Source organism: Micromonospora sp. CNZ309, assembly GCF_002846525.1.
The window spans coordinates 2,222,710-2,235,614 of record NZ_PJNG01000001.1 but is presented as its reverse complement, the minus strand read 5'-3'; the positions used below and the strand labels follow the sequence as shown (position 1 = coordinate 2,235,614).

At 73.9% G+C, this 12,905-nt stretch carries 10 protein-coding genes; 5 read left to right on the top strand and 5 right to left on the bottom strand.

Annotated features, from left to right (window positions below; translation table 11 throughout):
• Positions 1–176: 176 nt before the first annotated feature.
• The 5 genes from CLT72_RS09060 (at position 177) to CLT72_RS09040 (ending at position 6,124) form a co-directional block, all read left to right on the top strand.
• Entirely contained in the window at positions 177–1,403 is a 1,227-nt protein-coding gene (locus CLT72_RS09060; RefSeq protein WP_101415047.1) for a M20/M25/M40 family metallo-hydrolase, read from the top strand.
• A 154-nt stretch (positions 1,404–1,557) separates the two neighbouring features.
• On the top strand, positions 1,558–2,157 hold the full coding sequence (locus CLT72_RS09055; protein ID WP_199184726.1) for a nitroreductase family protein: 600 nt from the start codon (positions 1,558–1,560) through the stop codon (positions 2,155–2,157).
• Positions 2,158–2,328: 171 nt separating this feature from the next.
• Entirely contained in the window at positions 2,329–3,132 is an 804-nt protein-coding gene (locus CLT72_RS09050) for a TIGR03084 family metal-binding protein (protein WP_101410770.1), read from the top strand.
• A gap of 193 nt (positions 3,133–3,325) precedes the next feature.
• A complete protein-coding gene (locus CLT72_RS09045; protein ID WP_101410768.1) occupies positions 3,326–4,903 on the top strand; it encodes a GMC family oxidoreductase in 1,578 nt (525 codons plus the stop codon).
• Between the two features lie 36 nt (positions 4,904–4,939).
• On the top strand, positions 4,940–6,124 hold the full coding sequence (locus CLT72_RS09040) for an acyl-CoA dehydrogenase family protein (protein ID WP_101410766.1): 1,185 nt from the start codon (positions 4,940–4,942) through the stop codon (positions 6,122–6,124).
• Between the two features lie 357 nt (positions 6,125–6,481).
• On the opposite strand, the gene CLT72_RS09035 is transcribed toward CLT72_RS09040, so the two are convergent.
• The 5 genes from CLT72_RS09035 to CLT72_RS09015 form a co-directional block, all read right to left on the bottom strand.
• Positions 6,482–8,116: a DHA2 family efflux MFS transporter permease subunit gene (locus tag CLT72_RS09035; RefSeq protein WP_158241996.1), complete on the bottom strand. Its 1,635-nt coding sequence runs from the start codon at positions 8,114–8,116 to the stop codon at positions 6,482–6,484.
• Positions 8,100–9,191, bottom strand: coding sequence for a carboxymuconolactone decarboxylase family protein (locus CLT72_RS09030; RefSeq protein ID WP_144082362.1), 1,092 nt, complete (start codon positions 9,189–9,191; stop codon positions 8,100–8,102). The genes CLT72_RS09035 and CLT72_RS09030 overlap by 17 nt, the downstream gene beginning before the upstream one ends.
• Positions 9,192–9,292: 101 nt before the next feature.
• Positions 9,293–10,924, bottom strand: coding sequence for an FAD-dependent oxidoreductase (locus CLT72_RS09025; RefSeq protein WP_101410762.1), 1,632 nt, complete (start codon positions 10,922–10,924; stop codon positions 9,293–9,295).
• Positions 10,921–11,490 carry a DUF5987 family protein gene (locus tag CLT72_RS09020; protein ID WP_101410760.1) on the bottom strand — a complete coding sequence of 190 codons (570 nt, stop codon included), beginning with the start codon at positions 11,488–11,490 and terminating at the stop codon, positions 10,921–10,923. Before CLT72_RS09020 ends, CLT72_RS09025 begins: the two co-directional genes overlap by 4 nt.
• A gap of 329 nt (positions 11,491–11,819) precedes the next feature.
• Complete coding sequence (locus CLT72_RS09015; RefSeq protein ID WP_101410759.1) at positions 11,820–12,881, bottom strand: SDR family NAD(P)-dependent oxidoreductase; 1,062 nt, start codon at positions 12,879–12,881, stop codon at positions 11,820–11,822.
• Positions 12,882–12,905 lie beyond the last annotated feature (24 nt).

Below are 12,905 nucleotides of genomic sequence, written 5' to 3'. Positions count from 1 at the left end.
CATGGAGGTATCTGCGCTGCGGCGGTAGTGGTGCGTCCTCCATGCGCCCTCCACGTCGTCGCGACCCGTCAGCGCGCCGTCTTCCAGGGTGCCGTGTCGGGCCCATACCACCGCGTCCGTGCGGTGTCGGGCGGCGTGCCCTGTGACGGCCGGGGCGGCGGTGCCACGATCGGATGATGGTGGATGTCGATATATTTCGGCGCGGGGCGCAGGCGCGGGCCGGGGTGCTGACGGAGCGGCTACGGCGGTTGGTGACCTGCGAGTCGCCGCCGGGCGCGGGCCCGGAGCTGGTCGCCTGCGCCGACCTGCTCCAGGCGTGGGGCGACAACGCGCTGGGCCGGCGCGGGCGTCGCGTGGTCCTCGAGGGGCTGCCGCACCTGCTCTGGTCGGCCCCCGACCAGCGCGTGCTGCTGCTTGGTCACTACGACACGGTGTGGCCGGCCGGCACCATCTCCGAATGGCCCTTCACGCTGACCGGGAGCACCGCGACGGGGCCCGGGGTGTGCGACATGAAGGCCGGGATCGTGCAGATGCTCACCGCGCTGGAACTGCTGCCGGACACCTCGCGGATCGGGCTGCTGCTCACCTGCGACGAGGAGAGCGGTTCGGTCACCTCCCGCCCGCTGATCGAGGAGCAGGCCCGGCGCTCCGGTGCGGTGCTGGTCGGCGAGCCGAGCACCGAGGGCGGCGACCTGAAGGTCGCCCGCAAGGGCGGCTCCGTCTACCGGATCACGGTCGGCGGCCGGGCGGCCCACGCCGGCGTCGAACCGCACCGGGGCGTCAACGCCGGGGTCGAACTCGCCCACCACGTCCTCGCGGTGCAGGCCTTCGCCGCGGGGGAGACGAGCGTGACCCCGACGGTGCTCTCCGCCGGCACGATGACGAACGTGGTGCCCGAGTCCGCGGTCCTCTGCGTCGACGTGCGGGCCTGGACCGGCGAGGAGTTGCACCGGGTGGACCGGCTGGTCCGCGAGCTGACCCCCCGCCTGCCCGACGCGCGGTTGACCGTCAGCGGCGGGATCAACCGGTACCCGCTGCCGGCCTCCGTGTCGACGCCGCTGCTGCGGATCGCGCAGTCGGCGGCGGCGGACCTCGGGCTGCCCCCCGTGCGCGGCGTCGCCGCCCCGGGCGCCTCCGACGCCAACTTCACCGGCGCCCTCGGCGTACCGACCCTGGACGGCCTGGGCGGGGTGGGCGGCCTGCCGCACGCGCGCGGCGAGTACGTCGACGTCGCGCGGATGCCGGAACGCACCGCGCTGCTGGCCGCCCTGACGGCCCGGATCCTCGCCGCGCCGCCGGCCGGGCCCGCCGTCTCCCCGGAGCCGGGGGCGAGCGCGGCGATCGGCGGGCCCCGACCGCTCGACGCCGTACCCGCCGGGCAGGGCTCGTCGGCCGACGGGTGAGCGTCCCGGCCCGCGAGCGAGGCCCGCAAGTCCGCACGGTTGCGTAAACGCGCCCCGCGCCGCTGGGCGATGCTGGATCCGTCGATCGCGCGGGGAGGCGCTCATGGCTGAAACGACAGGTGACCTGGAATCCGACTCGCTGACCTCGGGCGACATGGTGCGCACCGCGCGTACCTTCGCCGACCGGATGGCCGCCAGGCGCTCCATCCGGCACTTCTCGCCACGGCCGGTGCCGATGGAGGTGGTCGAGGAGGCGGTCCGCGCGGCGGCGACCGCGCCGAGCGGCGCCAACCTGCAACCGTGGCGGTTCGTCGTGGTCACCGACGCGGCCCGCAAGCGCCGGCTGCGCGAGGCCGCCGAGGCCGAGGAGCGCGAGTTCTACGCCCGGCGCGCGCCGGTGCAGTGGCTGGAGGCGATCGCCCCGATCGGTACGGACTGGCACAAGCCCTTCCTGGAGGTGGCGCCGGTCGTGATCGTGGTGTTCGAGGTGCACCAGGGCCCCCGCACCCCGAAGCCCTACTACGTGAAGGAATCCGTGGGCATCGCGGTCGGCGTGCTGATCACGGCACTGCACCACGCCGGCCTGGCCACCCTGACGCACACGCCGAGCCCGATGCGCTTCCTCAACGAGGTGTGCGAACGGCCACCGGAGGAACGTCCGTACCTGGTCATGCCGGTCGGCTACCCGGCGCCCGACGCGACGGTGCCGGACCTGGTCCGCAAACCGCTGCCGGAGGTGCTGATCCGGCGGTGAGGGCCGGGCCGGCGGCACCGCACGGCGGGAGAAGACGCCCGGCGGACCGGGGCCACATAGTGGAGGCACGTCGCCGAACGGGCGTACGGACATCCACCGGCAGCCTGCGACCACCGTGGCGGCTCGCGGTGCCGCGCACTCCTCGTCTGGCCCCTCAGGAAGGACAGAGACGTGACCGCCTCCCAGAACGTGATAGCCGCCCTGACGGCGGACGGCGAAGAGTTCGACAGCCTCGTCGCCGGCCTCGACGCCGACGGCTGGGCGCTGCCGACGCCCGCCCCAGGCTGGACGATCAGCCACCAGGTGGCCCATCTCGCCGCCACGTTCCGCATCGCCGGGCTCGCCGCCGGCGCCCCGGACCGGTTCACCGCGATGCTCTCGCAGCTCGGCGCCGACTTCGACGCCAACGTGGAGCAGGCGTTGGCCGAATTCCTGGCCGAGCCGCCGGAGGTGCTGCTGACCCGGTGGCGGGCCGAGCGCGACAAGGCGATCGAGGCCCTGGCCGCCGTACCGCCGAAGCAGATGGTGCCCTGGCTGGTCAACCCACTGCCGCCCGCGGTCCTCGCCAGTGCCGGGATGATGGAGCTGTTCGCGCACGGCCAGGACATCGCCGACACGCTGGGCGTACGCCGCCAGGTCACCGACCGGATCCGCCACCTCGTCGCGTTCGCCGTGCGGGTGTGGGACTTCGGTTACCTGGCCCGGGGCCTGACGCCGCCGGACGAGGAGTTCCGCTTCGAGCTGACCGCCCCGTCCGGAGCCCGGTGGGACTTCGGGCCGCTCGACGCCGAGCAGCGGATCACCGGCCCTGCCCACGACTTCTGCCTGTTGGTCACGCGGCGCCGGCACCGCGACGACCTGCGGCTCACCGCCTCCGGCGCGCTGGCCGACCACTGGCTGGACATCGCCCAGGCGTACCGGGGACCGGCCGGGGCCGGTCGTGCCCCGGGCCAGTTCGCCCTGGCCGGTCGCTGACCGCCTCCTGCCCCGTTGGCCCGCCGGCGTCGCCGAAATGGCGGTCCCGCCGCCTCATTCTCGGATCGCCGACAGGGCCGGAACAAAAGCAGTTCGGACGATCGGACGGACGTCCCGGAGGAGAGCAATCTCGGAGGCGAACTCGGCGGCCCGTCGGCTCATCCTTGACCCAGCGCATTCTAAGGAGGAGTGAATGTACGACTATGTCGTCGTCGGCGGAGGAACCGCCGGTTGTGTGCTCGCGGCGCGGTTGAGCGAGAATCCGGAGGTGACGGTCTGCCTCGTCGAGGCGGGGCCGGCGGACAAGGCGCCGAACATTCACATCCCGGCGGCCTTCGGCAAGCTCTTCCGTACCCACCTCGACTGGGACTACGACACGCACGACGAGCCGTTCCTCGACCGCCGTCGCGTCTACCTCCCGCGCGGGCGCGTGCTCGGCGGCACCAGCTCGATCAACACGATGATCTACATCCGGGGGAACCGGCTCGACTTCGACGGCTGGCGGCAGCCGGGCTGGAGCTTCGACGAGCTGCTGCCGTACTTCAAGCGCTCGGAGGACAACGAGCGGGGCGAGTCGACGTACCACGGGGTCGGCGGCCCCCTCGCCGTCTCCGAGGGCCGGGCGAACAACCCGATGTCGAAGGCGTTCGTGGAGGCCGCGGCCGAGGCCGGGCACGCCGTCAATCCGGACTTCAACGGCGCCGAGCAGGACGGTTTCGGGTTCTTCCAGGTCACCCAGCGGGACGGCCGCCGCGCCAGCGCCGCGACCGCGTTCCTGCACCCGGCGCTCGACCGGCCGAACCTCACGGTCGAGACGAACCTCCAGGTGCACCGGGTCCTGTTCGACCACGGGCGGGCCGTGGGGGTCGTCGGTCACCGCCTGGACGAGGAGGTCACGGTCCGGGCGGACCGTGAGGTGATCCTCGCCGGCGGCGCCTACAACAGCCCGCACCTGCTGATGCACTCCGGCGTCGGCCCCGCCGACCTGCTGGGCGCGCTCGGCATGCCGGTCGTGCTCGACCAGCCGGCGGTGGGCCAGGGGCTCCAGGACCACGCCCTGGTGCCGCTGATCTTCACGCACTCCCACCCGATCAGCCTGCTCGTCGCCGGGGCGCCGGCCAACGTGGAGCAGTTCATGGCGGAGGGCCGGGGACCGTTGACGTCCAACGGTCCGGAGTCCGGCGGGTTCGCCCGGACCCGGGACGACCTGCCGGCTCCTGACGTGGAGTACCTGGGCGCGCCCGTCATGTTTGCCGACAGCGGCCTCGGCACGCCGACGCACCACGCCTTCTCGTACGGTCCGTCGATCCTCACCCCGCGCAGCCGGGGCTACGTCACCCTGGCCTCCGACGACCCGACGGCGAAGCCGAAGATCGTGCACAACTACTTCGCGGACGAGGCCGACATGCAGGTCGCGATCGACGGGGTACGGATCGGTCTGGAGATCTCCCGGCAGAGCGCCCTGAAGCCCTACACCGAGGCGGCCTACCAGCCGCCGGCGTCGGAGTCGGACGACGACCTGCGCACCTACGTCCGCCAGTACGCGCACTCCATCTTCCACCCCGCCGGCACCTGTGCCATGGGCACCGTCGTCGACGCCGAGCTGCGGGTACGCGGCGTCGACGGGCTGCGGGTGGTCGACGCCTCGGTCATGCCGACGCTGATCCGCGGCAACCCGAACGCCGCGGTGCTCGCCATCGCCGAGAAGGCGGCCGACCTGATCAGCGGAGCCCCGCCGTTGCCCGTGAGCACCGCCGCGCTCGCTGCCTGACCCGTAATCGACACGACTATCTCGAAGGAGGACCGGGTGGAGGTCACCCAAGCACCGTCCAGGACCGAACTGGTCAAGCGGGCCACCGAGCTGGTGCCGCTGCTACGCAAGCACGCCAGCTGGTCGGAGGAGAATCGACGCCTGCACGACGAGGTGGTCGACGCGATGGCGGAGGCCGGCTTCTTCAAGATGCGGGTGCCCACCCGCTACGGCGGATACGAGTCCGACACCCGTACGCAGGCGGAGGTCACGGCCGAACTGGCCCGCGGCGACGGCTCGGTCGGCTGGACCATGTCGGTCTGGACGATCCCCGGCTGGATGGTGGGCATGTTCCCGGACGAGGTCCAGGACGAGGTCCACGCCACGCCCGACGTCCGGGTGTGCGGCACGCTGAGCCCGTCCGCGATGGCCACCCCCAAGGAGGGCGGCCTGGTGGTCAACGGTCAGTGGGGCTTCATCAGCGGCGCCCAGCACAGCCACTGGCAGGAGATCATCGCCATGGCGCCGACTCCGGACGGCACCGGGCTCTGGCCGGTGATGGCGCTGGTGCCGATGTCGGACCTGGAGATCGTCGACGACTGGTACACGGCGGGCATGCGCGGCTCGGGCAGCGTCACCACCGTCGCCCGGGACGTCTTCGTGCCCCAGGAGCGGGTGCTTCCGCTGCCGGCGGTCCTGCAGAACCAGTTCGCCTCCGTCCTGAACGCCGACCTGCCGATGTACCGCACGACGCTGCTCGGCGTGGCCGCCGCCTCCTCGGTCGGCACCGTGGTCGGGCTGGCCAGGGCGGCCCGGGAGGTCTTCTTCGAGCGGCTGCCGGGCCGGAAGATCACCTACACCGAGTACGACAGCCAGCGCGAGGCGCCGATCACCCATCTCCGGGTCGCCGAGGCCGTCATGAAGATCGACCAGGCGGAGTTCCACGCCCACCGGGTCACCGGGCTGGTCGACGACAAGGGCCGCTCCGGCGAGCCCCTGACCCTGGAGGAGCGGGCCCGTTCCCGGGCCGACGTCGGCGTCGTCTGCCAGCTCGGCAAGGAGGCCGTGGACATCTTCAACATGGCCAGCGGCGGCTCGTCCATCTACAACAGCGTGCCGATCCAGCGCATCGCCCGCGACGTGCAGGTCGTGAACATGCACGCGTTGATGCTGCCGGAGACCAACTACGAGCTGTACGGCCGGGTCCTCTGCGGCCTGGAGCCCAACTCGCCGTACATCTGACGCACGGGGCCCGCCCGGTGCACGGCGCGGGCGCGGCGGACGACGAGGTCCGCCGCGCCCGCGCCGCTCGTGTCGGGTCCGCCGCGGTGGCGCCCGCCGAACCCGTCTCCGGGTCCGGCGGGCGCCCTTTCCGTGCGCCCCTGGAAGCGGTCGAAGAGGCGGCCGGAGACCGCGCCCGCAGTCCTTTTCCGGCTCCGCGACGGCGGCTGGCCCGATCCCTGCGCGAATGCGGCGGGGATTCGCCACGCCTCCCGCCCTGCGCGGGCTCGACCGCACGACGGGAAGAACCGTCGGGCTCCCGGCCCGACGGTTCTTCCTGACAGTTCCCGGTCGGCTGTGGCTCGCCGCGGCCGGAGGTCACGCCTGGTGAGATGGCGTCCGTCGCAGGCGCAGCGCGAACAGGCCGCCGAGCAGCAGGACGCCCACCACCACGCCCAGCGCCGGCCGCACGGCCGGCAGGAAGGCGTCGGCGAAGGCGGACTGCGCCACCTCCCGGTACCGGTCGGCGAGCTCCGGCGGGGTCCCGGCCGGCACGACGAAGCCGCCGGCCTGGCCGGCGCCCAGCTTGACGCCCTCGCCGGCGGCCCCGCCGAATCCGTGCAGGAAGTCCGCCCGGGCCTCGGGAGGCAGCTGCGCCGCGCCCGCCCGGGCGGCCCCGGGCAGGGCGTCGGCCAACCGGTGTTGCAGGACGGCGCCGACGACCGCCGCGCCGAGCGCCCCGCCGACCTGGCGTGCCGTGTTGAGCACGCCCGCGGCGGCGCCGGCCAACGGGGCGGGCACGTCGCGCATGGCCTCGGTGGTGGTGGGCGCGATGGTCGCTCCCATGCCGACGCCGACGGCGATCAGCGGTACGACGAACGTGCCGGCCGTGGAGTGCGGCGTGACCAGCAGCGCCATGCCCAGCACGCCGAGCGCGTACACGGTGAGCCCGCCGGCGAGCAGCCGCCGGCCGCCGAGGCGGTCGGTGAGCCGCCCGGCGACCGGCGCGACGGCGCTGAGCACCACCGTCCAGGGCAGCGCGGCGAGGCCCGACTCCAGCGGGCTCATGCCGAGCAGCGCCTGCGTCTCGATGACGAAGACCAGCAGGAAGCCGTACAGCCCGAAGGAGCTGACGAGCGTGATCACCGTCGCCGGACCGAAGTTGGCGAGGCGGAACAGCGCGGGCGGGACGAGCGGCTCCCGCTGCCGGCGTTCGCGCAGCACGAACACCACCGCGCACACCGCCGTGGCGACCAGGATCGCCGGGATGCCGACGGGCCCGCGTACCGTGCCCCAGTCGTGCCGTTCGCCCTCGATGAGGGCGTACATGAGGCCCACCAGCGCGGCCGTGGCCAGGAGCACGCCGACCACGTCGAGGTGACGCGGCCGGCGGGTACGCAGGTCGGGCACGAGCCACCAGGCCAGGGCGACGCCCGCCGCGCTGAGCGGCACGTTCAGATAGAAGATCCACTCCCAGCCGAGCCGGGTGATCACGAGGCCGCCGAGGGTGGGGCCGCTGACGGCGGCCACGCCGGCGACGGCGGTGAAGATCCCGAAGGCGGCGCCCCGCCGCGAAGCCGGGAAGATGCCGGAGATCAGGACCAGCGCCTGCGGCAGCAGCGCGGCGGCGCCCACGCCCTGCACCACCCGCGCGGCGATGAGCTGCCCCGGTGACTGGGCGGCGCCGCAGAGCACCGAGGCCACCGCGAACACCGCCATGCCGGCCATGAAGACGGTACGCGGACCGAACAGGTCGCCGAGGCGTCCGGCGACGATCAGCAGCGACGCCAGCGCCACCAGGTAGCCGTTGAGCACCCAGAGCATGCTGTCGATGCCGGTGTCGAGGGACCGCATCATGTCCGGCACTGCCGTGTTGACGATGCTCGTGTCGAGCAGGATCAGGAAGTTGCCGAGGCACAGCACCAGCAGGGCCGCCCACGGGTTGACGGGCCTCGCCCGCGGCGTCGTCGTCACCGGGTCGACGGCCCGCCCCGCATCACGCCTCGCCCGCACGCGAGGCCTCCTCCCCGACGGCGGCGTCGGCGACGGGCACGCCGGCCGGGGGCGGCCCGAGGCCGCCACCGTACAGTCGCGCCCCGATCCGGCGTGCCGCGGCCAGACTCGCCCAGGCCGTGATCGCGACCAGCGCGGCGTCGTCGGCGCCGCCGTCGCGGCAGGCGGCGACGTCGGCGTCGGTGACCCGGTACGGCGCGAGCGCGGTCAGCAGCGCCAACCGGGCGGCGGGTCGCTCGGGCGGCGACAGTTCGGCGACCGCGGCGTCGAACCACCGTCCGCCCGGCCCCGGGGGCGGCGGGTCGGCCACGCCGGCCAGGACCCGCCGCCGGACGTGTTCCGACAGGGCGGCCGCACCGGCGCGACGAACGGCCTGGCCGGCCCGGGCGAAGGCGGCGGCCACGTGCGGCTGCCCGACGGCCCAGGCCAGGTCGGCCTCCGGCGGCGCGGGCGGCAGCAGCTCCAGGGAACGACCGGGGGGCCGGCCGGTGCGGGCCAGCGCCCCCATGATGCGGGCGGCCGTGCGCCGGACGCCGGCGCGGACCCCGGCCGGCGTGGGCGGCAACGGGGAGTCCTGGAGGAAGACGCTCACCATCCGGTTCAGGTAGTGGAAGGCCACCGCCACGCCGATCAGTTCCGGTCCGTGCTCGGCGGGGAACGGTGCGGGCCGGCGGCGCGCGGGGCCGTCGTCCCCGCTGTGCCGGGCCCAGTCGGCCAGGGCCCGCAGCCGGGGGTCGCCGATCCCGCCGACCCCGGCCGTCAGCCACCCGCCCGCGTCGCCCAGCAGTCCGGCCGCCGTCGCGCCGTGCACCTCCACGCAGTACGGGCACCGGTTGCTCTCGGAGACGGCGGCGGCGACCACCTCCTTCGCGTCGCGGCCGACCAGCCCCTCGGCGAGCAGCGTCTCGCGCAGCATCAGCCAGCACGCGCGCAGCACGTCGGGGGCGGGGGAGTGCAGCAGCACCGGGGGCGCGAGGACGCCGAAGTCGTCGGCCATCTGCCCGTAGACCCGCGCGACGGGGCCGTCGGCGGCGTCCGGGGCGACCGGCGTCACGTGCCGGACGTGGGTCAGCATGGTGCGGCTCGTCACCCGAGCCAGTCGCCTGCCCATCGGTTTCCTTCCTGGTCGGGCGGGCCGGGGCCGGGGGCGGGGCGCGCCCCCGGCCCGTCGTGGTCCTAACCGGCTACGACCTGGGGCACCGCGGTGACCGTCCCGTCGGGCAGCGAGCCGTGGTAGGTGACGTCTATGCCACGCTCCTGCGCCGCCCGGACGATGCCGGGCACGGCGCGTTCGGCCAGCGCGGCGATGGTGAGGGCCGGGTTGACGGTGAGCGCGCCCGGCACCGCCGATCCGTCGGTGACGAAGATGCCGGGGTGCTGGCGCAGTTCGTGCCGGTCGTCGAGGGCCGACGTCGCCGGGTCGTCGCCGATCCGGCAGGACGACAGCGGGTGCACCGTGTACGCGCCGACCACGTCGTTGGTCCACGGCATCACCCGGGCCAGCCCGTCGCGCTCCAGGATGTCCCGGGCGTCCGCGTCGGCGGCGGCCCAGCCCCGCAGCGTGTTGGCGGTGGGCCGGTAGCGCAACGGACCCCGGCCCAGCATCTGCTGGGAGATGCGGTCCGCGTTGCCGGTCGCCGGCGGCGGCCCGAAGACGCCCTCGTTGTCGTCCTCCGACATCGTGAACAACGTCAGCCACGACTGCCAGCGGCGCAGCATGTCCTTCTTGGCCAGGCCGAACCAGCTCGGCTGCGCGTCGGGCACCTGGGCGAGGATCGTGCCCAGCCCCAGCGGGAAGAACAGCTGTTCCAGCGAGTACCGCTCGTACTCGGGCAGGTTGCCGTCGAGCCGGTCCCACGTCGCCACCGTCGGCCCGCGGCCGATCTGGTTGGCGTCGTAGCCCTTTCCGCCGGGGCGGCTGAGCCCGAGCACCTCCCGGACCCGGTCGTCGTCGAAGACGGCCGTGTTGAGCCGCTCCCCGTTGCCGGAGAAGTACCGGCCGACGGCGGTGGGCATGGTGCCCAGGGTGGGCTCCGAGCGTTGCAGGATCACCGGGGTGGCTCCGGCCCCGGCGGCCACGATGACGATCTTGGCGTCGATCGTCCCGCTGTCGTGCAGGATCCGGTAGTCCTCCGCGTCGACGACGCGGTAGTGCACCCGGTACCCGCCGTCGTCGGTGCGGGAGAGGTGCTGCACCTCGTGCAGCGGCCGGATCTCGGCGCCGTGCGCCAGGGCCGCCGGCAGGTAGTTGAGCAGCAGGGAGCGCTTCGCGTCGAAGCGGCACCCGGCCATCATCCAGTTGCAGTTGGTGCACTTGTCGACGTCCACCGCCGACGGCACCGGGTTGGCCGTACGCCCGGCGTGCGCGCAGGCCGCCGCGAACAGGCCGCCGGCGTACGGCACCTTGTCCCAGCTCTGCATGGTCACCGGCAGCGACTCGCAGACCCGGTCGTACCAGGGGTCGAGCGTGGCGCGGGTGATGGCCGCCGGCCACATCCGGCGGCCGATGCTGCCCTGCCGCTCGAAGATGAACCGCGGCGCGCGCGGCATGGTGGCGAAGTAGACGACGCTGCCGCCGCCGACGCAGTTGCCGCCGAGCACGCTCATCCCGTCGCCCACGGTGAAGTCGAAGATCCGGGTGTACGACGAGCCGAGCTTGAAGTCGTGGTCGAACTCCTCGCTGGACAGCCACGGTCCGCGCTCCAGGACCACCACGCGCGCCCCGCCCGCGGCCAGGTGGTAGGCGGGGATCGCCCCACCGAAGCCGCTGCCGATCACCACGACGTCGGTGCTTGCGTTACTGGTCATGCCGGGCTCCCTGTGGGCGTGGTGTGCGGGTGCAGTCGCGACAGCGGGCGTCCGTACGAGTACTCGGGGAAGCGCCACAGCCCGTCGGCGTCGGGCTTGGTGATGCCGATCGCCAGCAGCCCCGGGTGCCCGGCGGCGAGGGCGTCGACGGTGTTCATGTGCGCGGCGCTGTCGTAGGCCATGTTGCTGAACAGGGCGAGCCCCACCCACATCTCCTTCTCCGGGTTGTCCGGGGCGAGCAGGTGGCACAGCAGCGCGGTGCGGTGGTCGAACGCGAGCGCGACGAAGGGCGGCACGCTCGGATCGAGGGTCAGGCCGTTCGTCTCGGCGTACCCGCTCGCGTGGGCGTTGAGGGCCTCACTGAGCGTGCCCAGCATCAGCGCCAGCCCGCCGGCCGGGTCCTCCATCAGGGCCAGCGCCCCGGACTCGACGGCGCCGCCGTCGGTCGAGACGCCCGCGATCGCCCGGTCGTCGGCGGACCGCTTCGCCCCGGGGACGATGGTGTCGGCGAACGCCTCCAGCGTCAGCACGCGCGCCTGCTGTTCCTCTGGTGTCTCCGGTTGCACGACGGCTACCTCCTTTGGGGCGGGCGCGTCGGTTTCCGGTCCCGCCAAGACGTTTTCGGGCAGCCTTGACCGCCGCCCGGTAAGCGACGGAATCAAGGGAATGAAATGGTGGTCGCCCGGAGTTTTTCCGTGCGGTGTGGATGGTGCGTGAAGTTCTGCATCATCGTGGCGACCGACGCAGGTGGGACGCATCTTCCGTTTTGCTCAGGCCGATGTCGCGGTAGCCGGGAGGATTGGCGGAAAATTGCGCGCGGGAAGGGCGGGCTGCAATTTCCACCCGCAGGTCGTACGTGCGGGGGCGGCGGCCGGGCCCGGTCCCGGGCAGGGGGTCAGGCCGGTTCGGCGGCCCGGTGCGGCGCGGCGGCCGCCGGGAGCGCGGCGTGCCCGGCCTGGCGGCGGCTCAGCCGCCCCGTCCGGTGCAGCCAGCGCACGGTGTCGGCCAGCGTCTCGTCCAGCGACCGGCTCGCCGGCCCGAGCAGCTCCTCCGTCGGCGTGCCGTCCATCGGGCGGGCGGTGGCGCACAGGTAGATGGCGCCGTGCTCGGCGGGCAGGTGCACGGGCGACAGCCGCTGCGCCGCGCTGACCAGGTGCCCCATCGGCAGCAGGGCCCGCGCCGGCAGCCGCAGGGTGGGCAGGGCCCGCCCGGTGACCCGGCGCAGCGCGTCGACGAACTCGCGGGTCGTGACGTACCGGCCGGGGGCCGGGAAGCGGCGGGGGCCACGTCCCGGTTCGAGCACCGCGGCGTGCAGCCGGGCCACGTCCCGCACGTCGCCGACGGGGAAGCCGCCCGTGGGCCACATCGGCATCAACCCGCGCAGCACGTTGCGTACCCGCGTCGTCTGGTCGCCCAGGTACGGGTCGTCGGGCCCGAGCGAGGCGAGCGGGTACGTGACGACCACCGGCGCCCCGTCGTCCTGGTGCCGGCGCGCGACGTGCTCGGCGGCGGCCTTGCTGCGCAGGTACGCCTCCCGGGGCGCGCCGACGGGCGAGTCGACGGTCAGCGGCGAGCGCGCGGCCGGCAGGAGCACGCCGAAGGTGGAGACGTGGACGATCGGGTCGAGGCCCGCCGCCCGTGCCGCCCCGAGCACGACCTCGGTGCCGCGCAGGTTGACCGTCCGCATCCGCGCCCGGTCCCGGGAGTCGAAGCTGTACACGCCGGCCGCGTGCAGCGCGGCGGCGCAGCCGTCGGCGGCCCGGGTGACGTCGGCGGGGTCGGTGACGTCGCCGACGACCACCTCCACCCGCCCGGCGTCGGCGCCCAACGTGGTCAGCACCCGTCGGGCGCGGGCCGCGTCCCGCACGAGCATCCGGACCCGGTGGCCGGCGTCGAGGATGGCCGCCGTCGAGTGGGAGCCGATGAATCCGGTGCCACCGGTTACCAGGACCAGCATCGCGACTCCCGCGGGTGGGGGACT